We start from the raw sequence: 22807 nt of genomic DNA, 5'->3' as shown, positions 1-22807 counted from the left end.
CGTGGACTTCACCTTCACCGAGGAGCAGCAGGCCGCGGCCGAGGCGGCGCGGGGAGTGTTCGCCGGGGTCGCCCCCGACGGCGTGCCGAGCCCCGCGCTCACCAGGGGCGCCGTGGCCGACTCCTTCGACCGCGCGCTGTGGGACCGGCTGGCGGCGGCCGACCTGCTGAGTCTGCTGCTGGACGAGGAGTCCGGCGGCTCCGGCCTGGACGCGGTCGCGCTCTGCCTGGTGCTGCGCGAGTCGGCGAAGGTGCTGGCACGGGTGCCGCTGCTGGAGCACAGCGCCGCCCTGGCCGCCGTACAGGCCTACGGCGGGCCGGAGCCGAGGTCGGCTCTGCTCGCCCGGGCGGGGCGGGGCGAAGTCGTCCTGACGGTCGCCGCCAACGGCCGCACCGGCCACGACCCGGCCGAACTCGCCGTCACCGCCCGGCTGGAGAACGCCGACGACGCGGACGCAGGCACAGACTCCACGTCGGACACCGGCACGGGCGGTGGCACCTGGGTGCTGGAAGGTGTGCAGACGGCCGTGCCGTGGGCGTACGACGCCGACTTCATCCTCGTTCCGGCGCGCACCGGGGACGACCGCAGCGTCCTCGCCCTCGTCCCGCGCGAGCACCGGGGAGTCGTACTCGCCGAGCAGATATCCACCACCGGCGAACGGCTCGGCGAACTGCGCCTGGAATCGGCGCGGATCCCCGCTCGGGACGTCATCACCGCCGACGGCGCATGGGAGCGTCTCCGCTCCCTGCTCGCCACGGGGACGTGCGCCCTGGCCCTCGGACTGGGCGAGCGCGTACTGCGGATGACCGGCGACTACACGAGCAAGCGCGAGCAGTTCGGTCACCCCATCGCCAGCTTCCAGGCCGTCGCCGTGCAGACCGCCGACCGCTACATCGACCTGCGCGCGATGGAGGTCACCCTGTGGCAGGCCGCGTGGCGGATCGCCTCAGGAGCGCCGGGCGCGCTGCCGGCGTCCGGGGACGTCGCCGTGGCCAAGATCTGGGCCTCGGACGGCGTCCGGCGGATCGTGCAGACCGCGCAGCATCTGCACGGAGGCTTCGGAGCCGACGTCGACTACCCCCTGCACCGGTACCACGCCTGGGCCAAGCATCTGGAACTGTCGCTGGGCCCGGCCGCGGCGCACGAGGAGGCGCTGGGCGACCTGCTCGCCGCCCATCCCCTCGGCTGACCGGGAGCTGCGGCCGATCCCGCACCCAGGACGCGAGCGACGCGTCCGGACTCCACCGGCCGACGGAACCACCCCGAAGGAACGCCCGCCCCACGCGACAGCCCGGCAGGGCCACCCCACAGGGCCGCCCAGGGCCGCCCCACCAGGCGTGGGACAGGACGAGGGACGGCACCGTGGGACTCGGCGGTCCTAGAGGACGAAGCCCGGCTCGCCCGCGTCCGTGACGACCGGGCGGCCCGTGACGGCCCAGGTCTGCATGCCGCCGTCGACATTGACGGCGTCGATGCCCTGCTGCGCGAGGTACATGGTGACCTGGGCCGAACGACCGCCGGAGCGGCAGATCACATGGATCCGACCGTCCTGCGGAGCCGCCTCGGTCAGCTCTCCGTAGCGGGCGACGAACTCGCTGAGGGGAATGTGCAGCGCCCCCTCGGCGTGCCCCGCCTGCCACTCATCGTCCTCGCGGACGTCCAGCAGGAAGTCGTCGTCCTTGAGGTCCCCGACCTCGACCGTGGGCACACCAGCTCCGAAACTCATGGACCCGACGCTACCCGACGGACGCCACGGAACGACGGCGTCAGCCCACCAGTTCGGCCAGCTCCGCCTCGCGGGCGGAGACGTCGGCGAGAAGCTTGTCGGCGATCTCGTCCAGGAGACGATCGGGGTCGTCCGGGGCCATCCGGAGCATCGAGCCGATCGCGCTGTCCTCCAGCTCGCGCGCGACCAGCGTGAGCATCTCCTTGCGCTGGGCGAGCCACTCCAGCCGCGCGTAGAGCTCCTCGCTGGGGCTCGGGGTGCGCTCGGCGGGAGCCGGGCCGGCCGCCCACTCCTCGGCCAGCTCGCGCAGCAGGACCGCGTCGCCCCGCGCGTAGGCCGCGTTGACGCGGGTGATGAACTCCTCGCGCCGGGCCCGCTCGTCGTCCTCCTGGGCCAGGTCGGGGTGCGCCTTGCGGGCCAGCTCGCGGTAGAGCTTGCGGGCCTCCTCGCTGGGCCGCACCCGCTCGGGGGGCCGCACCGACTGGTCCGTGAGCATCGCCGCGGCCTCCGGGAACAGCCCTTCGCCGTCCATCCAGCCGTGGAACAGCTCCTCGACCCCGGGCATCGGCAGCACCCGGGCCCGCGCCTCGGCGGCCCTGCGCTGATCCTCGGGGTCACCGGTGCGGGCTGCCCTGGCCTCGGCGATCTGCGCTTCGAGCTCGTCGAGCCGGGCGTACATGGGACCGAGTTTCTGGTGGTGGAGCCGCGAGAAGTTCTCGACCTCGACGCGGAAGGTCTCCACCGCGATCTCGAACTCGATCAACGCCTGCTCGGCGGCCCGCACGGCCTGCTCCAGCCGCGCCTCGGGCCGGGGCTGCTCAGCTTCGGGGGTCGTCACCCGACCAGCCTAGGGCCTCTCCGGCCGATCATGGCCGAACAGACCCTCGGCCGACGCCACGGCGAGCACGCCACGGACACCACGGACCCCATAGACCCCGCGGACCCCGCGGACGCAGTGCGCCTGCACACCCCGCCGCGCACCGCCATGAGCCCGGCGCGGCGCTAGACCCCCGTCTCGGCCGCGATCCTTCCCGCCCGTACCGCCGCGACCAAGTCCGTGTGATCGGCCTCGGTGCGGTCGGCGTAGGCCACGGCGAACGTCGCGATCGCCTCGTCGAGTTCCTCGTTCTTGCCGCAGTAGCCGGCGATCAGCCGGGGGTCGGCGCTGTGGGAGTGCGCGCGGGCCAGCAGAGCGCCGGTCATCCGGCCGTAGTCGTCGACCTGGTCGGCGGCGAGGGCTGCCGGATCGACGCTGCCCTTGCGGTTGCGGAACTGCCGTACCTGGAAGGGGCGTCCGTCGACCGTCGTCCAGCCGAGCAGGATGTCGCTGACGACCTGCATGCGCTTCTGGCCGAGCACCACCCGCCGGCCCTCGTGGTCCACCTGCGGCGCGTCGAAACCGGCGGTCACCAGGTGCGGGACCAGCGCCGACGCACGGGCCTCCTTCACCTGCAGGATCAGCGGCTCGCCGCGGTGGTCCAGCAGCAGGACCACATACGACCTCGTCCCCACGCTGCCCGTGCCGACGATGCGGAAGGCGACGTCGTGCACCGCGTGACGGGACAGCAGCGGGTGACGGTCCTCGGACAGAGTGGTCAGATAGTGCTCCAGGGACGCGGCCACCGCATGGGCCTCCGCGTCCGGGACCCGGCGCAGCACCGGCGCCGCGTCGACGAAGCGGCGACCGCCGTCCTGCGTCGCCTGGGTCGACTTGGCCGCGAACCGCCCGCTGGTGTTGGCCCGCGCCTTCTCCGAGACCCGCTCCAGCGTGCCCAGCAGGTCGTGGGCGTCGGCGTGGGAGACCAGTTCCTCGTCGGCGATGGCGTTCCAGGCGTCCAGCACCGGCAGCTTGGCCAGCAGCCGCATGGTGCGCCGGTAGGAGCCGGCCGCGCCGTGCGCCGCCCGGCGGCAGGTGTCCTCGTCCGCGCCGGCCTCCCGGCCCGCGAGCACCAGAGAGGCGGCGAGGCGCTTGAGGTCCCACTCCCAGGGGCCTTCGACCGTCTCGTCGAAGTCGTTGAGGTCGATGACCAGACCGCCCCGGGCGTCGCCGTACAGACCGAAGTTGGCGGCGTGGGCGTCCCCGCAGATCTGGGCGCGCACCCCGGTCATGGGGGTGCGGGCCAGGTCGTAGGCCATGAGCCCCGCCGAGCCGCGCAGGAAGGCGAACGGCGTCGCCGCCATCCGGCCGACCCTTATCGGCGTGAGCTCCGGGATCCGGCCCAGGCCGGACTCCTCGACCGCCGCCACCGCGTCCGGCCTGGAGGCGTCCAGGACGAGTTCCGCGTGCGCCGACCGCGGCACCCTGCGGCGCAACTGCCGACCCTCTTCCTTGGGCGTCAAGGGGGCCCCGTCCGATCCCGCCTCGCCCGGACGCCCGGCGGGCCACTCGGCGAACCCTCGCACCCGGGGGAGCCTGCGCGCCTCGCCCGTTCCCGCCCCTGCACCCTCGGCCTCGGTCGCCATGACCGCCTCCCCCGCACACGTACGCCCGCCGTCGACCCGACGAGCCGAACATCAACTCGTGCAGACCGTACAGCCGCGGGCGGGAACCCGTCAGGCCCTGGAGGGCTCGGTCCCCTCCGGCCGTCGCGAGGGATGTTTCACGTGAAACGCCCCACCCCTCCACCGGCCACACCCCTGAGACGTTCCTCACACACGGTGAGCAATCATGACCTGCTCGGACCCACTGCACCGGCCCGCGCCAGACCCCCGCTCCGGGACATGCGAAAGCCCCGTAGGTCGATGACCTACGGGGCTTTCGGCTGGTGCGCGAGGGGGGAGTTGAACCCCCACGCCCTTGCGGGCACTGGAACCTGAATCCAGCGCGTCTGCCTATTCCGCCACCCGCGCATTGGGTGTGTCCTCGGGCTTGTGGGCTTTTCGGCCTGCCGCCTTCCGACATGCAGAACATTAGCACGCGGTCCAGGGTGCGTTCACATCCCTTTCTGGCGGGCAGGGACCAGGTGGGGACCCGTGGGCTGCCGCGTACGTCTCGGCGGTGACTGGTTCACGTATCAACCTCGTACCTATGGCGGCCGTCTCCCCAGGAGCCGGACGAGGAGCACAGCCAGGTGCGGGACACTGGTCCACGGCCGCCTCTACGATCCTGGGCAGAAGCGAGTACGAGAAGCAGGTGAGCGACAGGTCGTCGACACCCGTCGACGGGGCCGACAGGGGGAACCAGCCGATTCACCGGCGCGTGGATACGATCAGTGAGCAGTACCAGGTAAGCAGCACGGTTCGGGACGGCAGCCACTACGGAGGAGGTGCCCCATGGGAGTCCTGAAGAAATTCGAGCAGCGTCTCGAGGGTCTGGTCAACGGCACCTTCGCCAAGGTCTTCAAGTCCGAGGTCCAGCCCGTGGAGATCGCCGGCGCGCTCCAGCGCGAGTGCGACAACAACGCCACCATCTGGAACCGCGATCGCACGGTCGTCCCCAACGACTTCATCGTGGAGCTGAGCACGCCCGACTACGAGCGGCTCAGCCCCTACTCCGGCCAGCTCGGCGACGAGCTCGCCGGCATGGTGCGCGACTACGCCAAGCAGCAGCGCTACACCTTCATGGGACCGATCAAGGTCCACCTGGAGAAGGCCGACGACCTCGACACCGGGCTCTACCGGGTGCGCAGCCGTACGCTCGCCTCCTCCAGCAGCCAGGCGGACGACGCGCCCGCCGCCGGCCGGCCCCGCCCCGGCGGACCGGGCGGCGCCGCCTACCCCGGCGCCGGCGGAGCAGCCGCTCCGCCCATGCCGTCCGCCCCGCCGCCCGGCGCCCCCGGCGCCCGTCCCGGCAGCTACGGCTACCCGCCCGCCGCAGGCGCCCAGCGCCCCGGCGCATCGGGCGCAGGACCGGCCGGGGCACCGCAGCCCGGTTCCCGCACCCGCCACTGGATCGAGATCAACGGCACCCGCCACCAGATCTCCCGCGCCACGCTCGTGCTGGGCCGCAGCACCGAGGCCGACGTGCGGATCGACGACCCCGGCGTCTCGCGCCGGCACTGCGAGATCCGGACCGGTTCGCCCTCGACGATCCAGGATCTCGGCTCCACCAACGGCATCGTGGTGGACGGGCAGCACACCACCCGCGCTACGCTCCGCGACGGCTCGCGGATCGTCGTGGGCAGCACCACCATCATTTACCGGCAAGCCGAAGGGTGAAGCGGGGGCAATGTCAGAGCTGACCCTCACGGTCATGCGGCTGGGTTTCCTGGCCGTACTGTGGCTGTTCGTGATCGTGGCCGTGCAGGTCATCCGCAGCGACCTCTTCGGTACGCGTGTCACCCAGCGCGGTTCGCGCCGGGAGGCGGGACGGGCGCAGCAACAGGCCCAGCGCCAGCAGGCGCCCCCGCAGCAGCGCCAGCAGCCGGCCGCCGCCGGCCGCACGCGCCGCAACGCACCGACGAAGCTGGTCGTGTCCGAAGGCACCCTCACCGGCACGACCGTCGCGCTCCAGGGCCAGACCATCACGCTGGGCCGGGCGCACGACAGCACCATCGTGCTGGACGACGACTACGCCTCCAGCCGCCATGCCAGGATCTACCCGGACCGCGACGGCCAGTGGATCGTCGAGGACCTGGGCTCCACCAACGGCACGTATCTCGACCGATCGCGACTGACGACTCCCACACCGATCCCGCTGGGTGCGCCGATCCGTATCGGCAAGACCGTCATCGAGCTTCGGAAGTAGTGCTACATCATGAGTGAGCGCGAGCGGAGCGAGCACGCGGCGGCGGCCGGCACCCAGGGCCCCGGTGTGCTCCCGACCGGAGGGTGGGCAGTGTGGCTCGACACGACCGGCTGTACCCGGGGCCGACGGGCGAGGTGCGCATGAGTCTGTCACTGCGCTTCGCCGCCGGATCGCACAAGGGCATGATCCGGGAGGGCAACGAGGACTCCGGTTACGCCGGTCCGCGCCTGCTCGCCATCGCCGACGGCATGGGCGGCGCCGCCGCCGGCGAGGTCGCCTCCTCCGAGGCCATCTCCACGATCGTCGCCCTCGACGACGACGTCCCCGGCTCCGACGTCCTCACCTCGCTCGGCACCGCCGTCCAGCGCGCCAACGACCAGCTGCGCGCCCTGGTCGAGGAGGACCCCCAGCTCGAAGGCATGGGGACCACCCTGACCGCCCTGCTGTGGACGGGCCAGCGCCTCGGCCTCGTACACGTCGGCGACTCGCGCGCCTACCTGCTGCGCGACGGCGTCCTCACCCAGATCACCCAGGACCACACCTGGGTGCAGCGCCTCGTCGACGAGGGCCGCATCACCGAGGAAGAAGCCACCACCCACCCCCAACGGTCCCTGCTGATGCGGGCGTTGGGCAGTGGCGAGCACGTCGAACCGGACCTTTCGATCCGCGAGGTCCGGGCCGGCGACCGCTACCTGATCTGCTCCGACGGCCTGTCCGGCGTCGTCTCCCACCAGACGCTCGAGGACACCCTCGCCAGCTACCAGGGCCCCCAGGAGACCGTGCAGGAGCTGATCCAGCTCGCCCTGCGCGGCGGCGGCCCCGACAACATCACCGTGATCGTCGCCGACGTCCTCGACCTGGACACCGGTGACACGCTCGCCGGGCAGCTGTCCGACACCCCGGTCGTGGTCGGCGCCGTCGCCGAGAACCAGCTCCAGCAGCACGACAACAACATCATGCAGACCCCGGCCGGCCGCGCCTCGGGCCTCGGCCGCCGGCAGCACGGACACGGCGGAGGCGGCGAGTTCGGCCCGCCCGGCTCCGGCGGGGACATCACCGGCTTCATCCCCACCGACGGCTTCGGCGACTACACCGACGACGACTTCGTCAAGCCGCGCAAGGGCCGCAGGTGGCTCAAGAGATCCTTCTACGGCGTCCTCACGCTCGCGGTCATCGCCGGCGGACTGTACGGCGGCTACCGCTGGACCCAGACGCAGTACTACGTCGGCACCAAGGGCGAGCACGTCGCCCTGTACCGGGGCATCAGCCAGGACCTCGCGTGGGTGTCGTTGTCGAAGGTCGAGAAGGACCACCCCGAGATCGAACTCAAGTACCTCCCGGAGTACCAGCGCAAGCTGGTGGAGGCCACGATCGCCGAAGGCGACCTGCCCAACGCCCGGAAGAAGATCGACGAGCTGGCCGTCCAGGCCTCCGCCTGCAAGAAGCAGGCCGGTACCGCCGCCGCGGGCGCCACCGGCTCCAAGACCGGTCCCACACCCGGTTCCACCACCGGTTCCAAGACCGGCTCGAAGACCGGTGAGGGCCAGACGGGCGCCACCACGGGAACCACCCCCGTCTCCCTCACGTCCAAGGCATCGCCGAGCCCCTCGGCAACCGCGTCCCCGACCGCACCCGCGACCCCCACTCCCACCCCCCGCCCGAGCCTGTCGGAGGAGGAGCAGAAGGTCGTCTCGCGGTGCGGTGAGCAGTAGGCAAGCCGTGAGAGGCCCCGTCACACGATGAGCAGTACAACCAACTCGCCGACGCACCACACGTCCACGATCGGCTCGATCGGCACCCCGAGCCGGCGCAACACCGAGCTCGCACTGCTGGTGTTCGCCGTCGTGATCCCGGTCTTCGCCTACGCCAACGTGGGCCTGGCCATCAACGAGCAGGTGCCCTCCGGCCTCCTGAGCTACGGGCTCGGCCTCGGACTGCTGGCCGGCGTGGCCCACCTCGCCGTCCGCAAGTTCGCGCCCTACGCGGACCCCCTGCTGCTGCCGGTGGCCACCCTCCTCAACGGCCTCGGACTGGTCGCCATCTGGCGCCTCGACCAGTCCAAGCTGCTGAAGCAGATCCACCAGGCCGGCACCGCCGCGCCGCGCCAGCTGCTGTACACAGCCCTGGGCATCGCCCTGTTCGTCGTGGTGCTGATCTTCCTCAAGGACCACCGCGTCCTGCAGCGCTACACCTACATCTCCATGGTCGGCGCGGTCCTTCTGCTGCTGCTCCCGCTCGTGCCGGGCCTCGGCCAAAACATCTACGGCGCGAAGATCTGGATCTCGGTCGCCGGTTTCTCCATCCAGCCCGGAGAATTCGCCAAGATCGTGCTGGCGATCTTCTTCGCCGGCTACCTCATGGTGAAACGCGACGCGCTCGCCCTCGCCAGCCGCCGCGTCCTCGGCCTGTACCTGCCGCGCGGCCGCGACCTCGGCCCGATCATCGTGGTCTGGCTCATCTCGATCCTGATCCTGGTCTTCGAGACGGACCTCGGCACCTCGCTGCTGTTCTTCGGAATGTTCGTCATCATGCTGTACGTCGCCACCGAGCGGACCAGCTGGATCGTCTTCGGCCTGCTGATGTCCGCGGCCGGCGCGGTCGGCGTGGCCAGCTTCGAGAGCCATGTCCAGCAGCGCGTGCAGGCGTGGCTCGACCCGATGCGCGAGTACAAGCTCAGCCAGTCCGGCGCCCCTGGCATCCACTCCGAGCAGGCCATGCAGGCGCTGTGGGCGTTCGGCTCCGGCGGCACGCTCGGCACCGGCTGGGGCCAGGGCCACTCCGAGCTGATCCGGTTCGCCGCCAACTCCGACTTCATCCTCGCCACCTTCGGCGAGGAGCTCGGCCTCGCCGGCATCATGGCGCTCCTGCTGCTCTACGGCCTGATCGCCGAGCGCGGCGTGCGCACCGCCCTCGCCGCCCGCGACCCCTTCGGCAAACTCCTCGCGATCGGCCTCTCCGGCGCCTTCGCCCTGCAGGTCTTCGTCGTCGCCGGCGGTGTGATGGGCCTCATCCCGCTGACCGGCATGACGATGCCCTTCCTCGCCTACGGCGGTTCCTCCGTCATCGCCAACTGGGCCCTGATCGGCATCCTCATCAGAATCAGCGACACCGCGCGCCGCCCGGCGCCCGCGCCCGCCTCCAACCCCGACGCCGAGATGACCCAGGTGGTCCGCCCGTCATGAACAAGCCCCTGCGCCGGATCGCGATCTTCTGCGGCCTCCTGGTCCTGACCCTCCTGCTGCGCGACAACTACCTGCAGTACGTCAAGGCCGACAGCCTCGCCAGCGACACCAAGAACCGCCGCGTCAACATCACGCGCTACTCCACCCCGCGCGGCAACATCATCGTCGACGGCAAGGCCATCACGGGCTCGGTCGAGACCAGCGGCGACTACAAGTACAAGCGCACCTGGTCCAACGGCGCCATGTGGGCGCCGGTCACCGGCTACTCCTCGCAGGCCTTCGGCGCCAACCAGCTGGAGCGGCTCGAGGACGGCATCCTCAGCGGCAACGACGACCGGCTCTTCTTCCGCAACACCCTTGACATGATCACGGGCAAGGAGAAGGAGGGCGGCAGCGTCATCACCACCCTGAACGCCGCCGCCCAGAAGGCCGCCTACGAGGGACTCGGCGACAAGAAGGGCGCGGTCGCCGCGATCGAGCCGTCCACCGGCAAGATCCTGGCACTGGTCTCCACCCCGTCCTACGACCCCACCAAGTTCGCCGGATCCTCCGACGCGGACGCCCAGGCCTGGAGCAAGGTCCAGAAGAAGAACGACCCCGACGACCCGATGCTCAACCGCGCGCTGCGCGAGACCTACCCGCCGGGCTCCACGTTCAAGGTCGTCACCGCCGCCGCCGCCCTGGAGAACGGCGTGGTCTCCGGCGTCGACCAGAAGACCGCCACCCCGGACCCCTTCCCGCTCCCGCAGTCCTCCAGCAAGCTCACCAACGAGCACGGCGCCTGCGAGAACGCCACCCTGCGCTACGCGCTCATGGTGTCGTGCAACACCGTCTTCGCGAAGATGGCCGACAACGTCGGCAACGAGAAGATGATCGACCAGGCGGAGAAGTTCGGCTTCAACGAGGCCGAACTGGACACCCCGGTGCGAGCCGCCGAGTCCATCTTCCCCAAGGACAACCGGCCGCAGAACTCGCTGGACGGCATCGGCCAGGGCTCCAACCGCGCCACCCCGCTCCAGATGGCCATGGTGGCCTCCGCGGTCGCCAACGACGGCAAGCTGATGAAGCCGTACATGGTCGACCAGCTCAAGGCCCCGAACCTGGACACCCTGGAGACCACCGAGCCGCAGCAGCTGTCCCAGGCGGTCTCCGCCAAGACCGCGCAGGCCCTCCGGGAAATGATGGAGACGGTCGTCAACGACCCGCAGGGCACCGGCGGCAAGGCCAAGATCGACGGCGTCAAGGTCGGCGGCAAGACCGGCACCGCCCAGCACGGCCTCAACAACAGCGAGAAGCCGTACGCCTGGTTCATCTCGTACGCCAAGCTGTCCGACGGCAGCGCGCCCGTCGCGGTCGCCGTCGTCGTCGAGGACGGCGCGGCCGACCGTGGCGACATCACCGGCGGCGGTCTCGCCGGTCCGATCGCGAGGAACGTGATGAAGGCAGTCATCGACAGCAAGAAGTGACCCCCATCACGTCGCCTACACATCGGTGCACGTTGCGATACCGGTCCTGTATCGGGTGACGGGCTTGGCCAGGTCACACAGCGCCGTCCGGGTACGGTAAGCCCGGACGGCAGCCTCCGACCGCACACGTGTGCCGGTCGGGACCGACGGAGAGGGCTGGTAGGTAGCTATGGAAGAGCCGCGTCGCCTCGGCGGCCGGTACGAGCTGGGCCACGTGCTCGGTCGTGGTGGCATGGCGGAGGTCTACTTCGCGCATGACACCCGCCTCGGCCGCACCGTGGCGGTGAAGACGCTGCGCGCGGACCTCGCGCGCGACCCTTCCTTCCAGGCCCGGTTCCGCCGGGAGGCCCAGTCTGCCGCCTCGCTCAACCACCCCGCGATCGTCGCGGTCTACGACACGGGCGAGGACTACATCGACGGGGTCTCGATCCCGTACATCGTCATGGAGTACGTCGACGGCTCCACACTCCGCGAGCTGCTCCACTCCGGCCGCAAGCTGCTGCCGGAGCGGACGCTGGAGATGACCATCGGCATCCTCCAGGCCCTGGAGTACTCGCACAGAGCCGGCATCGTCCACCGCGACATCAAGCCCGCGAACGTCATGCTGACGCGCAACGGCCAGGTCAAGGTCATGGACTTCGGCATCGCCCGCGCCATGGGCGACTCCGGCATGACGATGACGCAGACCTCCGCGGTCATCGGCACCGCCCAATACCTCTCACCCGAGCAGGCCAAGGGCGAACAGGTCGACGCACGCTCCGACCTGTACTCGACCGGCTGCCTCCTCTACGAGCTGCTCACGGTCCGGCCGCCCTTCGTCGGCGACTCCCCGGTCGCCGTGGCCTACCAGCACGTGCGCGAGGAACCGCAGCCGCCGAGCGTCTTCGACCCCGAGATCACCCCCGAGATGGACGCCATCGTCCTCAAGGCACTGGTCAAGGACCCGAACTACCGCTACCAGTCCGCCGACGAGATGCGCCTGGACATCGAGGCCTGCCTCGACGGCCAGCCGGTCGCGGCGACGGCGGCGATGGGCTCGGTCGGCTACGGCGGCTACGGCGACGACCAGGCGACCACCGCCATGCGCGCGGACGCCGGCGCCACGTCGATGCTGCCGCCCATGAACCCGGACGACGGCAGCTACGGCTACGACGACCGCCCCGACCGGCGCCGCCAGAAGAAGTCCAACACCTCGACGATCCTGCTGGTCCTCGCCGCGGTCCTGGTCCTCGTCGGCGCGGTCCTGATCGGCAAGTGGGTGTTCAGCGGCGACGGCGCCGCCGCCAAGCCCTTCCCGGCCCCGAACTTCGTGAACAAGACACAGGTCGAGGCCGTTTCGATGGCCAAGAACGCCGAGCTGAAGCCGGTGTTCACCCAGAAGCCCTGTGACAACACCGCCAAGGGCAACATCTGCTCGCAGGACCCGGTGGCCGGCAAGGACGTCAACAAGGGCGACACCGTCAACCTCGTCGTGTCGACGGGGGCGCCGAAGGTGGTCGTGCCGAGCGTCCTCGGCAAGAGCCTGGACGAGGCGAAGACGCTCCTGGAAGGCGACAAGTACCAGCTCCAGGTCGAGACGAAGGAGGAGGTGTCGTCCGAACAGGAAGGCACCGTCCTGAAGCAGAACCCGAAGCTCGGCGACGAGGTGGAGAAGGGCACCACCATCACCCTCACCGTCGCCAAGGCCGAGCAGAAGGCGACCGTCCCCGACGTCTCGAACAAGAGCTGTGACGACGCCAAGGCCCAGATGGAGCAGAACGACCTCAAGGGCAACTGCGTCGAGGTCGACACCCAGGACCAGAACCAGGTCGGCAAGGTCGTCCAGACCGTCCCCTCCATCGGCTCCCAGGCCGTCAAGGGCTCCACGGTCCAGATCCAGATCGGCAAGAGCACCCAGCCCCAGCAGGTGCAGGTCCCGGGCAACCTCCAGGGCATGTCCGTGAAGGACGCCAAGAAGGCCCTGCAGGACGCCGGCCTGAACGTCGGCAACATCGCCGGCTCCCAGGACGACGACGCCCAGGTCATCAGCTCGGACCCGGCCCCCGGCAGCACGGTCAACAGGGGACAGACGGTCAACCTGATCGCCATCAAGAACGGCGGCAACGGCGGCAACAACGGCGGCGGCGGCTTCTTCGGCGGAGGCGGCGGCTGACCGCCCTGCGGTGACGAAGGTCGCGGGCCCTGCCGGAAGCATCCGGCAGGGCCCGCTTCCTTATCCACCCCTACACCCACAAAAAGATCGTTTCTTCATATCTGACGACTCGATACCCCGTTGGGGTGGGGTGTCGTTTCACCGCCCTGCCCTGGACGCCCGGCGCGACCACCGACACGCGACCACCGACAGAGGGGCAGACATGATCAACGAATCGGCGCTGCTGTAATCCAGGAGCCTGCGCGACGGCGTGCTCGAACGCACCGACGTCCTCGACAGGGTGAAGGCCCTGTCGCTGCTCCCGGACGGCATGCACGTGACCACGGCGATGGTGGCGGCGTACTTCGGCGTCACCGCCGAGGCCGTCCGCCAGCTCAGCACGCCACCACGGAGAGCTCTCCGGCAACGGAATGCTCACCCTCCAGGGCCCTGACCTCGCGGAATTCAAGCGTGACGTCCTCTCACGCTATCCGGGAGGGTATCCACAGCCCCGGTCCAGCCTCACCCTCTACTCCCGCCGCGCGGTCCTCGACGTCGCGATGCTCCTCCGCGACAGCGAAGTCGCCCGTCAGGTGCGCACGTACCTTCTCGACATGGAGTACCGGGCGCGGACGCAGCCCGTGCACGACCCCCTCCCGGCCCCCCTCTCCCTGGACGACCGCATCGACCAGCGCATCAACCACGTCCTCGGCAGGACCGTCGCTTCACCCGCGATGCCCTCAACATCGCCGCCGAGACCGGCATCACCGCCGTCCACCGCGGACTGCTGGAGCAGTGGAGCGCCGGGGCGGCCCTGCCGGTCCTCGAGTGACCACCACGCCCAGCAGAAGGCCCGAAGCCGCAGAGCGAACCCGCGGCTTCGGGCCTTCGTCATCCCAGGCGACAGGCGCCCCTGCGAAAGGGGCCCGTCACGGTCAGCCCAGCTCCTTCGGCGGAGTGCGGTCCGCGTCGACCTTCTCCACCCGGACCAGCTCGCCCCACACCACGTACCGGTAGCGGCTCGTGAACACCGGCGTGCAGGTCGTCAGCGTGATGTAGTGGCCGGCCTTCTTCTTGCCGGACTCCTTCGGCACCCGGCCGAGGACCTCGACGTCGTACTTCGACGTCTCGGGCAGGATCGCGTACACCTTGTAGACGTACCAGTCGTCCTTCGTCTCGAAGACGATCGGGTCGCCCTTCTCCAGCTTGTCGATGTTGTGGAACTTCGCGCCGTGGCCGTCGCGGTGCGCGGCCAGCGCGAAGTTGCCCTCCTTGCCCGTCGTCGGCAGCACGGCCTTGACGGGATCGGTGTAGTAGCCGGCGACGCCCTCGTTGAGGATCTTCGACGAGGTGCCCTCCTCGACCAGCACCTCGCCGTTCTTCATCGCCGGCACGTGCAGGAAGCCGATGCCCTCCTTGGTGTCCAGCGCGCCGGGGCCGCCGGGGCCGCTGCCCTGCCGGGCCCAGTCGTCGCGCACCTTGTCACCCTGCTGATGCGCATGCCGGTCGGCGACGACGTTCGTCCACCACAGGGAGTACACGACGAACAGGCCCAGCACCAGGCCGGCCGTGATGAGGAGTTCACCGAAGACGCTGACCGCGAAGGCGATCCGGCCACCCCCTCGGCGCCGCGGCCCGGGCGGGGGCGCGTCCACGCGCGCGTGCTCTTCGTGATCGGTGTCGCCGGTGGTCGCTGCCACGTTCAATCTGCCCCTACTCGACTGCATGCCTACCCGAGGCATGCCACCCGGTCCGCGCGCCTACTCGACGAGCGCGTCCGGCTTGCCCTTGCTGCGCGGCCGTTCCTCGACCATCTTGCCCCAGACGATCAGGCGGTACTTGCTGGTGAACTCCGGGGTGCAGGTGGTGAGCGTGATGTACCGGCCCGGACCGGTGAACCCCGAGCCCGGCGGTACCGGATCGAGCACGCTGGTGTTGCTCGGCGCGGTCACCGGCAGCGAGGACGCCATCTTGTAGACGAAGTACTCGTCCTGGGTCTCGACGACGATGTCGTCGCCCGCCTGCAGCCGGTTGATGTAACGGAACGGCTCGCCGTGCGTGTTGCGATGACCCGCGAGCCCGAAGTTGCCGGTCTTCGCCTCGGGCATCGCCGTCGTCAGCGGGCCCTCGCCGTAATGCCCCACCATCCCCTTGTCGAGCACCTTCTTGTTGCTCACGCCCTCGGCGATCGGCACCACCACGTCCAGCTTGGGAATGTGCAGGATGGCGAAGCCCTGCCCCGGCGAGAACACCCCCGGCGCGCCCTTGCCGCTGGCCCAGTCGTCCTGGAGGCTGCTGGCCTCCCTGTCCGCCTGCGCGTGGGCCCGCACGTTCGTCCACCACAGCTGGTAGGTGACGAACAGCAGCATCAGCACACCCGTGGTGATGAACACCTCGCCGACCGCACGGCTGGCGACGACCGCCGCGCTCGGCTTGCGGGCCTTCTGCCGGCGCCGGGCCTCCACGCGGGACAGCGGCCGCTCGTCCTGGGACGGCACGTCGGGCCCGTCGTACGCCTCGGCGACCTCGCCCTGCCCGCCAGGCCCGCTCTGCCCGCCATGACGCCCATGACGGCCCTTGGCGGCCTTTCTGCGGGCCGCACGTCCGCCCGCCGGGGTTCCAGGGGCCACAGAGGCCACCGGGGCGCCAGAGGCGGATATGGGGCCACTGCCGAACGCCGACGCCGGCGGTATCCGCAGCGCCACCGTCTCGTCGTCCGCCGGCGGCCGGTACGGCTCCCCCGCGTAGGGGTCGGCTCCCGGACCGAAGCCCGGACCGGGCCCGGGCCCGACTCCGCCCGCGGCTCGGGCGCCGGCTCCCGCGTAGTGGTCACCGCCGAAGGACTCGTACGGCGCGGCACCGTACGAGTCCTCACGCTCGGGCCGCAGCGCGGTCACGCCGTGGCCCTGCCCACCACCGGGGCGAGCCCCGCCGACCTCGCCACCGCGCCCTGGTCGCCGCACTCCGCCAGCCAGTTGGCCAGCATCCGGTGCCCGTGCTCGGTCAGCACCGACTCCGGGTGGAACTGGACGCCCTCGACGGGCAGTTCACGGTGACGCAGGCCCATGATGATCCCGTCGTGCGTACGGGCGGTCACCTCGAGCTCGGCCGGCACCGTCCGCGGCTCGGCGGCCAGCGAGTGGTAGCGGGTCGCGGTGAACGGGCTGGGCAGACCGGCGAAGACACCCTTGCCCTCGTGCTCCACCGGCGAGGTCTTGCCGTGCAGCAGCTCCGGCGCCCGGTCCACGACTCCGCCGTACGCCACCTGCATCGACTGCATGCCCAGGCAGACGCCGAACACGGGCACCCCGGTGGCCGCACAGTGACGGACCATCTCGACGCAGACGCCGGCCTCCTCGGGCGTGCCCGGGCCGGGCGAGAGCAGAACACCGTCGAACCCGTCCTGGGCGTGGGAGGTGGAGACCTCGTCGTTGCGCAGGACCTCGCACTCGGCGCCCAGCTGGTACAGGTACTGGACCAGATTGAAGACGAAGCTGTCGTAGTTGTCGACGACGAGAATGCGCGCGCTCACTGGTTGTCCACCGTCACATCGTTGAAGGGAAGCAGCGGTTCGGCCCACGGGAAGACGTACTGGAAGAGCGTGTACACCACGGCCACGACCAGCATGATCGAGATCAGCGCCTTCACCCACGCGTTTCCCGGCAGATGCCGCCAGATCCAGCCGTACATGCCGTCCCTTCCGTCGCACCACGGCACCTGACTCACGCCGTACGCCACCAGACTAACGGCGCAGAGCCCTCGGTTCGCCTGCCTCCACAGGCTGTGTGGAGTCCAGATGCGCCCAGACGATCAGCCGGTGACTGTGCCCCCATTCCGGATCGCACGTGGTCAGCGTCAGGTACCGGCCCGGACGCGTATACCCCGACTTACGTGGCACAGGGTCGATCACCTCGACGTCCGAGGGCACGGTTTTGTAAGGGCCTTCGTCGATCCGATACGTGAACCACGTGGTCCCGTCCGTCAGCACCACCGCGTCACCCCGCCTGAGCTCGGGGAAGTCCTTGAAAGGATCGCCATAGGTCCGCCGGTGGCCCGCGACGGAGAAGTTACCCGTCTGCCCGAGCCGGGCGGTCCCCTTGTAGTGCCCCAGCCCCTTCTCCAGGGTGCCGGTCGCCGTGTCCTCCAGCACCGGCTTGTTCCACGTGAAACCAAGACGCGGGATGTACATCACCGCGAAGGGCCTGCCGTCGCGGTACGGCGTCGCAGCAGCCGCCGCCCCGGCGCCGGCGCTCGTGCTCGGGGCGGCTCGCGGAGTCTGCCGGGCCCACTGGTCGTGCAGGGCGGCGATCTGGTCGTCCATGGCCCGGTCGGCCCGCACGCCGGTCCAGAACAGCACGTAGACGACGAACAGGACGATGACGGCCCCGACGGTGATGCACAGCTCGCTGAACGTCCTGACGATCACCCGCACCGACACAGGCGCCCCCCGGCGGCCGCCGCTCGACTACTCCACAGGCTTGGCGTAGTGCAGATCCACTGTGCCCGAGTAGCCCGGCAGAGTCACCGTCCCGTCCTCGGTGACTTTCCAGCCGAGGCCGTACACGTTCACGTAGACCATGTAGTTCTGGATCGACGGGGCGTCCGCGAGCGCCTGCTGCAGCTTCTGCGGATCGCCGACCGCCTGGATCTTGTACGGCGGCGAGTAGACGCGCCCCTGCAGAATCAGGGTGTTGCCGACGCAGCGCACCGCGCTGGTGGAGATCAGCCGCTGGTCCATGACCTTGATGCCCTGGGCGCCGCCCAGCCACAGCGCGTTCACCACGGCCTGCAGATCCTGCTGGTGGATGACCAGGTAGTCGGGCTGCGGCTCCGGATAGCCGGGCAGCTTGGCCGTGGCGTTCGGTGGGGCGTCGTTGAGCGTGACGGTGATCGCCTTGCCCTTGACCTTCTGGGTGCCCGCGCTCTTCTCCAGGCCGGCGAGCTTGTCGTCCTGGGCCTTCGTGCTGCCGTCGTCGGCTTCGGCGAGCGTCTCCACGTCGTCGCGCAGGGCGCCGTTCGTCGCGTCCAGCTCACCGTTCTTCTGGCTGCGGTCCTGGATGAGGTCGGACAGTTTCAGCAGGGAGGCGTCCGTGCGGATGTTGGTGCCCTTGGCGGTGGTGAAGCTGGTGAAGAACAGCAGTCCGGCGAGGGCGAAGACGCCCATGGTGAGCAGGCGCACGGGCCGGAAACCACCCCGGCGGCCGGCCGAGGGGGCGGGGGAGGGAACGGGAGCGGTAACGGGAGCGGGATCCGGGGTGGAACCCGTTGATCCCGTCCGGGGGGAGTCGGCAGAATTGCTCAACGTACCCTTATCTCCTTCAGCGCCGTAGAAGCACTACGCTAACGGACGCCCGGGGGAGCCCCTCAGTCCCCTAGTACGCAGCCCCCGAGCCCGACCCAGCATCTGCGCGGCCACGCAGCGCATCGACAGGAGAGACCCTCGTGCCGAAGTCACGTATCCGCAAGAAGGCCGACTACACGCCGCCGCCGGCGAAGCAGGCGACCGCGATCAAGCTGAACAGCCGCGCCTGGGTCGCGCCCGTGATGCTGGCCATGTTCCTCATCGGACTGGCCTGGATCGTGGTCTTCTACGTCACCGACGGCTCGCTGCCCATCGACCAGCTGGACAACTGGAACATCGTCGTGGGCTTCGGGTTCATCGCCGCCGGCTTCGGCGTCTCCACCCAGTGGAAGTAGTGCGACCAGCTCTGCCCAGGGCTATCCACTGAGTTATCCACAGAGGTTTTCCACATGGGGAAAAGAAAGACGATCTGTGGATAACCCATCGGAGGTTGACGCCGGTGTGACGGAAGTACCGGCCGCCACCCTCACTCGAATGGCTGTTCGCCCCCTGCTTGACCTGCACGAACACGGGTCCATGCCAGGGGGCACAGTTGTTCCCGCACGTTGTGCACAAGATTCGGAACAGACTGTGGACAACGAAGCGCTCAGGTGAGCTGAGCAGTCCTCAGGAGCGTCACGACGAGGACGACCGCCAGCATCAGCGCACACGCCCCGTACTGGATCAGGGCACGGCGCTCGCGCGGGGCGTAGACCATGGCGGCGCCGACGACCAGACCGGCGACCAGGCCGCCGATGTGCGCCTGCCAGGCGATTCCGGACCAGCCGAACGTGATGACCAGGTTGATCACCAGCAGCGCGATGACCGGCCGCATGTCGAGGCGCTGCCGGCGCACGAGCACGACGAGCGCCCCGAACAGGCCGAAGATGGCGCCGGAGGCGCCGAGCGAGGCCTCGTTGGGCGCGGCGATCAGATACGTCAGCGCGCCGCCGGCCAGGCCGGACACGAGGTACACAGCGAGGTAGCGGGCCCGGCCGAGGGCCCGTTCGAGCGGACCGCCGATCCACCACAGGCTGAGCATGTTGGACAGGATGTGGATATAGCTCAGGTGCAGGAACATCGAGGTCAGCAGCCGGTACCACTGCCCCTCGGCGACGCCCTGCAACGCGCCGTAGCCGAGGGCCGGCATGATCGCGCGGCCGATCAGCTCGAAGCGCTCGGTGAAGCTCTCGCCGACGGCCTGCTGGACCAGGAACAGCGCGAGGTTGAGACCGACGAGGATCTTGGTGACCAGATGGGGATCGGCGGCGATGGCGCCCCCCGCGACGGTGCGGGGCTGTGCGGCGTCGGGCGCGTGGCCCGTGCCGGAGCCCTCGCGGACGCAGTTCGGGCACTGGAAGCCTACGGAGGCGCTGACCATGCACTCGGGACAGATCGGGCGCTCGCAGCGGGTGCAGCGGACGCCGGTCTCCCGGTCGGGGTGCCGGTAGCAGACGGGCAGGCCGTTGTGGGCGTCGTCCTGCCGGCTGCCAGGCGCCTGGTCCATGGGGCTCCCCCAAATGAGTCGTGCGAGGCGGCGTGGTCGGAAAGGAACCGCCCTGCCCATCCTTACGGATGAACAGGGCGCATGGTTCCCCGGGGGCCGGGCGGGCACGTCCCGCCCAGGATCCCGCCCAGGACGGCGCTCGGCCCTGGGCCCGGCTCAGACCTGGCGGGTCTCGACGACGACCGACTCGATGACGACGTCCTTCAGGGGGCGGTCGGTGCGCGGGTTGGTCTGGGTGGCGGCGATCGTGTCCACGACCTTCTGGCTCGCCGCGTCGGTGACCTCGCCGAAGATGGTGTGCTTGCGGGTCAGCCAGGCCGTGGGCGAGACGGTGATGAAGAACTGCGAGCCGTTGGTGGCCGGGCCGGCGTTGGCCATGGCCAGCAGGTAGGGCCGGTCGAAGCGCAGGTCCGGGTGGAACTCGTCCTCGAACTGGTAGCCGGGACCGCCGGTGCCGTTGCCGAGCGGGTCACCGCCCTGGATCATGAATCCGCTGATCACCCGGTGGAAGACCGTGCCGTCGTACAGCTTGTCCGTGGACTTCGCACCCGTCTCGGGGTTGACCCATGCCCGCTCGCCGGTGGCGAGTTCGACGAAGTTCTTGACCGTCTTCGGGGTGTGGTCCGGGAAGAGCCGGATCTCGATGTCGCCGTGGTTGGTCTTCAGGGTGGCGTACAGCTGCTCGGCCACGATCTGCCTTCCGTTGTTCCTGTGACGCCCCGATCCTCGCACGGCGCGGGGCGGGCGAGGCCGGACGACTCGTTCCGGGACGGGAACCGACGGATCGGGTACGGAATTGCGTCCGAGTCGCCCAGGACGGGAGCGGTCGGGGCCGATCCGTGGCATCGTCGGCTTTGTCGTTCTGTCGGCTCTCTGCTGCCATTGCCCGCATCCGAACCGAATACATCCGCCGTATCCCGTTATCTGCCCATGATCCGCCCGGGATCGGCACCCGGATGCGTGTCCACACATGCCGAGAAGGCCCTCGGCAGGCATGATCCGTAAAAGGGTGGAAAGTCGAAATACCGTACGCCACCGAGGAGGAGGAACACGTGACCCGCATCGACAGCGTGCGCGCCGCGACCGGCTCGGCGAAGGACAGCGTGCTGCACGCCGCGGAAGTGGTGGCGCCTTACGCCGACACGGCCAAGGAGCGGGCCGCGCTTTACGCGCATGAGGCCCGCGTACGGCTCGCGCCCAAGGTGTCGCAGGCCGCCGAACAGGCCCGCGTGCAGTATGACGCCCACGTCGCCCCGCGCCTGGAGCAAGCGAAGACGCATGTCCCGCCGAAGGTCGACCTGGCCGCACAGGAAGCGGCCGCCCGTACCCGCCTGGCCGCACGGCAGGCGGCCGACTACTCCCGACCGCGGATCGAGCAGGCGGTCGCCGCGGCCGGACCCGTGAAGGAAGAGGCCGCCGCTCGTGGCGTCGCCGCGCTGGCCGCTCTGCGCGGTCAGGTGACGCCCAAGGAGATCGAGAAGCTGGTGCGCAAGCACCGGCGTCGCGCCAAGGCGGGCAAGCTCGCCAAGGTCCTCGCCGTGATCGGTGTGGTCGGCGGCGGCGCCTTCGCGGCCTGGAAGTGGTGGGACAAGCAGGCGAACCCGGACTGGCTCGTCGAGCCGCCCGCGGCCACGGAGGTTCCCGCCTCGGGCGGTCTGACCGCCGTGGACGGCAGCGAGGACCCCTCCGCCCTGGACCCCGAGGTGCAGGCCAAGCAGGCCGAGGAGGAGGCCGCGCATCGCGACGACCGCCCCTGAGCGGCCGCCGCCGGGCACGACCGCGGCGCGGACGGCGCAGCGGCTCCCGCACACCGCCCCTGTCACGCCGAAGACCCCTCCCATCTGCGTCTACGCAGGTAGGAGGGGTCTTCTTCGTGTGGAGCCTAGGGGAGTCGAACCCCTGACATCTGCCATGCAAAGACAGCGCTCTACCAACTGAGCTAAGGCCCCTCGACAGACGTCCGTCCGGTGCAGAGTTCGTACCGGCGGGCGCCGCAGACAAGAGTACCGGGTCACCCGGGGTATCTCGCAAAAAGAAGGGGGGTCCCCGCGGATGACCACTCTCCGTAAGATGCAGAAACGCGGTTCGCTACAGCGAACCGCGTTTCTGGGGAAGCGATGGGGAGACGCAATGGACGCCGCACAGCAGGAAGCGACCGCGAGAGCGCGGGAACTGCAGCGGAACTGGTACGGGGAGCCGCTGGGGGCGCTCTTCCGTAAGCTCATCGACGATCTTGGTCTCAACCAGGCTCGTCTCGCGGGGGTGCTGGGACTTTCGGCGCCGATGCTGTCGCAGCTGATGAGCGGTCAGCGGGCGAAGATCGGAAACCCGGCGGTGGTGCAGCGGGTGCAGCTGCTGCAGGAGTTGGCGGCGCAGGTCGCGGACGGCAGCGTCAGCGCCGCCGAGGCGACCGAGCGCATGGACGAGATCAAGCGCTCCCAGGGGGGTTCGGTGCTCAGCAACACCACACACACGACGAACAGTTCGGGGGCGCCCACAGTCAAGCGGGTGGTCCGCGAGATCCAGTCCCTGCTGCGCTCTGTGGCCGCCGCGGGCGACATCATCGAGGCCGCGGACACCCTCGCCCCGAGCCACCCGGAACTGGCAGAGTTCCTCCGGGTGTACGGCGCGGGCCGGACCTCCGACGCGGTCGCGCACTACCAGTCCCACCAGAACTGATCCCTCGGCCCGGTCGCCGAAGGGGGTTCGGCAGCCGGGTGGTCGGCGAGCGGTCGGGGGACTGCGGTCGAAGGACGGTACGACGTGG

General features: G+C 70.0%; 23 protein-coding genes and 2 tRNA genes. 12 read left to right on the top strand and 13 right to left on the bottom strand.

Annotated elements, in window-relative coordinates; translation table 11 throughout:
* Window position 1: 1 nt before the first annotated feature.
* Entirely contained in the window at window positions 2-1189 is a 1188-nt protein-coding gene (locus tag Sri02f_RS30835) for an acyl-CoA dehydrogenase family protein (RefSeq protein ID WP_109004611.1), read from the top strand.
* A 189-nt stretch (window positions 1190-1378) separates the two neighbouring features.
* Here the strand turns inward: Sri02f_RS30835 and Sri02f_RS30830 are convergent, their stop codons facing one another.
* Together Sri02f_RS30830 and Sri02f_RS30825 are read right to left on the bottom strand one after the other, a co-directional pair.
* A complete protein-coding gene (locus tag Sri02f_RS30830) occupies window positions 1379-1708 on the bottom strand; it encodes a rhodanese-like domain-containing protein (RefSeq protein WP_109004610.1) in 330 nt (109 codons plus the stop codon).
* A gap of 58 nt (window positions 1709-1766) precedes the next feature.
* Window positions 1767-2564, bottom strand: coding sequence for a J domain-containing protein (locus Sri02f_RS30825; protein ID WP_109004609.1), 798 nt, complete (start codon window positions 2562-2564; stop codon window positions 1767-1769).
* Between the two features lie 30 nt (window positions 2565-2594).
* On the opposite strand from Sri02f_RS30825, the gene Sri02f_RS41405 reads away from it, so the two are divergent.
* Window positions 2595-2732, top strand: coding sequence for a hypothetical protein (locus tag Sri02f_RS41405; RefSeq protein WP_159106801.1), 138 nt, complete (start codon window positions 2595-2597; stop codon window positions 2730-2732).
* Here Sri02f_RS41405 and Sri02f_RS30820 read toward each other — a convergent pair.
* On the bottom strand, window positions 2729-4189 hold the full coding sequence (locus tag Sri02f_RS30820) for a DUF2252 domain-containing protein (RefSeq protein ID WP_109004608.1): 1461 nt from the start codon (window positions 4187-4189) through the stop codon (window positions 2729-2731). The genes Sri02f_RS41405 and Sri02f_RS30820 overlap by 4 nt on opposite strands.
* A 300-nt stretch (window positions 4190-4489) precedes the next feature.
* Window positions 4490-4576 (bottom strand) — tRNA-Leu (locus tag Sri02f_RS30815).
* Between the two features lie 423 nt (window positions 4577-4999).
* Between Sri02f_RS30815 and Sri02f_RS30810 the strand changes: the two genes are divergently transcribed.
* The 7 genes from Sri02f_RS30810 (at window position 5000) to Sri02f_RS43900 (ending at window position 13646) form a co-directional block, all read left to right on the top strand.
* Complete coding sequence (locus tag Sri02f_RS30810; RefSeq protein WP_109004607.1) at window positions 5000-5884, top strand: FHA domain-containing protein; 885 nt, start codon at window positions 5000-5002, stop codon at window positions 5882-5884.
* 10 nt (window positions 5885-5894) lie between these two features.
* Complete coding sequence (locus Sri02f_RS30805) at window positions 5895-6413, top strand: FHA domain-containing protein FhaB/FipA (protein WP_069769333.1); 519 nt, start codon at window positions 5895-5897, stop codon at window positions 6411-6413.
* 92 nt (window positions 6414-6505) lie between these two features.
* On the top strand, window positions 6506-8125 hold the full coding sequence (locus tag Sri02f_RS30800) for a Stp1/IreP family PP2C-type Ser/Thr phosphatase (protein WP_109004606.1): 1620 nt from the start codon (window positions 6506-6508) through the stop codon (window positions 8123-8125).
* 27 nt (window positions 8126-8152) lie between these two features.
* Window positions 8153-9595 carry an FtsW/RodA/SpoVE family cell cycle protein gene (locus Sri02f_RS30795; protein ID WP_069769331.1) on the top strand — a complete coding sequence of 481 codons (1443 nt, stop codon included), beginning with the start codon at window positions 8153-8155 and terminating at the stop codon, window positions 9593-9595.
* Window positions 9592-11061 carry a peptidoglycan D,D-transpeptidase FtsI family protein gene (locus Sri02f_RS30790; protein ID WP_109004605.1) on the top strand — a complete coding sequence of 490 codons (1470 nt, stop codon included), beginning with the start codon at window positions 9592-9594 and terminating at the stop codon, window positions 11059-11061. Before Sri02f_RS30795 ends, Sri02f_RS30790 begins: the two co-directional genes overlap by 4 nt.
* A 169-nt stretch (window positions 11062-11230) precedes the next feature.
* The gene (gene pknB, locus Sri02f_RS30780) at window positions 11231-13213 is read left to right on the top strand and encodes a Stk1 family PASTA domain-containing Ser/Thr kinase (protein ID WP_109004604.1); all 1983 of its coding nucleotides are present in this window, start codon (window positions 11231-11233) and stop codon (window positions 13211-13213) included.
* 250 nt (window positions 13214-13463) lie between these two features.
* Window positions 13464-13646: a hypothetical protein gene (locus Sri02f_RS43900; RefSeq protein ID WP_245970880.1), complete on the top strand. Its 183-nt coding sequence runs from the start codon at window positions 13464-13466 to the stop codon at window positions 13644-13646.
* Window positions 13647-14127: 481 nt separating this feature from the next.
* Here Sri02f_RS43900 and Sri02f_RS30770 read toward each other — a convergent pair whose 3' ends face one another.
* Genes Sri02f_RS30770 through Sri02f_RS30745 form a run of 6 tightly spaced genes read right to left on the bottom strand, consistent with a single transcriptional unit; the run spans window position 14128 to window position 18494 of the window.
* A complete protein-coding gene (locus tag Sri02f_RS30770; RefSeq protein ID WP_373865142.1) occupies window positions 14128-14919 on the bottom strand; it encodes a class E sortase in 792 nt (263 codons plus the stop codon).
* A 33-nt stretch (window positions 14920-14952) separates the two neighbouring features.
* Window positions 14953-16089 (bottom strand): class E sortase, encoded by a 1137-nt coding sequence (locus tag Sri02f_RS30765; RefSeq protein WP_109004602.1) that lies wholly within the window; start codon window positions 16087-16089, stop codon window positions 14953-14955.
* Entirely contained in the window at window positions 16086-16724 is a 639-nt protein-coding gene (locus tag Sri02f_RS30760) for an aminodeoxychorismate/anthranilate synthase component II (RefSeq protein ID WP_109004601.1), read from the bottom strand. The genes Sri02f_RS30765 and Sri02f_RS30760 overlap by 4 nt, the downstream gene beginning before the upstream one ends.
* Window positions 16721-16918 (bottom strand): hypothetical protein, encoded by a 198-nt coding sequence (locus Sri02f_RS30755; protein WP_167467649.1) that lies wholly within the window; start codon window positions 16916-16918, stop codon window positions 16721-16723. The genes Sri02f_RS30760 and Sri02f_RS30755 overlap by 4 nt, the downstream gene beginning before the upstream one ends.
* 16 nt (window positions 16919-16934) lie before the next feature.
* A complete protein-coding gene (locus Sri02f_RS30750) occupies window positions 16935-17624 on the bottom strand; it encodes a class E sortase (RefSeq protein ID WP_109004717.1) in 690 nt (229 codons plus the stop codon).
* Window positions 17625-17657: 33 nt separating this feature from the next.
* Window positions 17658-18494, bottom strand: coding sequence for a DUF881 domain-containing protein (locus Sri02f_RS30745; protein WP_109004599.1), 837 nt, complete (start codon window positions 18492-18494; stop codon window positions 17658-17660).
* 140 nt (window positions 18495-18634) lie between these two features.
* On the opposite strand from Sri02f_RS30745, the gene crgA reads away from it, so the two are divergent.
* Window positions 18635-18889, top strand: a complete 255-nt coding sequence (gene crgA / locus Sri02f_RS30740) for a cell division protein CrgA (protein WP_069769324.1) — start codon at window positions 18635-18637, stop codon at window positions 18887-18889.
* A gap of 251 nt (window positions 18890-19140) precedes the next feature.
* On the opposite strand, the gene Sri02f_RS30735 is transcribed toward crgA, so the two are convergent.
* Window positions 19141-20040, bottom strand: coding sequence for a rhomboid family intramembrane serine protease (locus Sri02f_RS30735; protein ID WP_109004598.1), 900 nt, complete (start codon window positions 20038-20040; stop codon window positions 19141-19143).
* 156 nt (window positions 20041-20196) lie between these two features.
* Window positions 20197-20730, bottom strand: coding sequence for a peptidylprolyl isomerase (locus tag Sri02f_RS30730; protein ID WP_109004597.1), 534 nt, complete (start codon window positions 20728-20730; stop codon window positions 20197-20199).
* Between the two features lie 362 nt (window positions 20731-21092).
* On the opposite strand from Sri02f_RS30730, the gene Sri02f_RS30725 reads away from it, so the two are divergent.
* Window positions 21093-21797, top strand: coding sequence for a DUF5324 family protein (locus Sri02f_RS30725; protein ID WP_109004596.1), 705 nt, complete (start codon window positions 21093-21095; stop codon window positions 21795-21797).
* Window positions 21798-21916: 119 nt separating this feature from the next.
* Here the strand turns inward: Sri02f_RS30725 and Sri02f_RS30720 are convergent.
* Window positions 21917-21989: transfer RNA gene (locus Sri02f_RS30720), tRNA-Ala, on the bottom strand.
* A 181-nt stretch (window positions 21990-22170) separates the two neighbouring features.
* Here Sri02f_RS30720 and Sri02f_RS30715 point away from each other — a divergent pair.
* Window positions 22171-22719 (top strand): helix-turn-helix domain-containing protein, encoded by a 549-nt coding sequence (locus Sri02f_RS30715; RefSeq protein WP_109004595.1) that lies wholly within the window; start codon window positions 22171-22173, stop codon window positions 22717-22719.
* Window positions 22720-22807 lie beyond the last annotated feature (88 nt).

This window comes from Streptomyces rishiriensis (assembly GCF_003112535.1).
Taxonomy (GTDB): Bacteria; Actinomycetota; Actinomycetes; order Streptomycetales; family Streptomycetaceae; genus Streptomyces; species Streptomyces rishiriensis.
The sequence above is the reverse complement of the archived record's forward strand: the minus strand, read 5'-3'. Positions and strand labels throughout refer to the sequence as shown.

What these genes read in the sequence shown, in the direction of transcription:
- Sri02f_RS30770 (WP_373865142.1), bottom strand. Translation starts at nt 14,919, where the DNA reads ATGCAGTCGAGTAGGGGCAGATTGAACGTGGCAGCGACCACCGGCGAC.
- Sri02f_RS30790 (WP_109004605.1), top strand. Translation starts at nt 9,592, where the DNA reads ATGAACAAGCCCCTGCGCCGGATCGCGATCTTCTGCGGCCTCCTGGTC.
- pknB (WP_109004604.1), top strand. Translation starts at nt 11,231, where the DNA reads ATGGAAGAGCCGCGTCGCCTCGGCGGCCGGTACGAGCTGGGCCACGTG.
- Sri02f_RS30810 (WP_109004607.1), top strand. Translation starts at nt 5,000, where the DNA reads ATGGGAGTCCTGAAGAAATTCGAGCAGCGTCTCGAGGGTCTGGTCAAC.
- Sri02f_RS30735 (WP_109004598.1), bottom strand. Translation starts at nt 20,040, where the DNA reads ATGGACCAGGCGCCTGGCAGCCGGCAGGACGACGCCCACAACGGCCTG.
- Sri02f_RS30805 (WP_069769333.1), top strand. Translation starts at nt 5,895, where the DNA reads ATGTCAGAGCTGACCCTCACGGTCATGCGGCTGGGTTTCCTGGCCGTA.
- Sri02f_RS30715 (WP_109004595.1), top strand. Translation starts at nt 22,171, where the DNA reads ATGGACGCCGCACAGCAGGAAGCGACCGCGAGAGCGCGGGAACTGCAG.
- Sri02f_RS41405 (WP_159106801.1), top strand. Translation starts at nt 2,595, where the DNA reads ATGGCCGAACAGACCCTCGGCCGACGCCACGGCGAGCACGCCACGGAC.
- Sri02f_RS30820 (WP_109004608.1), bottom strand. Translation starts at nt 4,189, where the DNA reads ATGGCGACCGAGGCCGAGGGTGCAGGGGCGGGAACGGGCGAGGCGCGC.
- Sri02f_RS30795 (WP_069769331.1), top strand. Translation starts at nt 8,153, where the DNA reads ATGAGCAGTACAACCAACTCGCCGACGCACCACACGTCCACGATCGGC.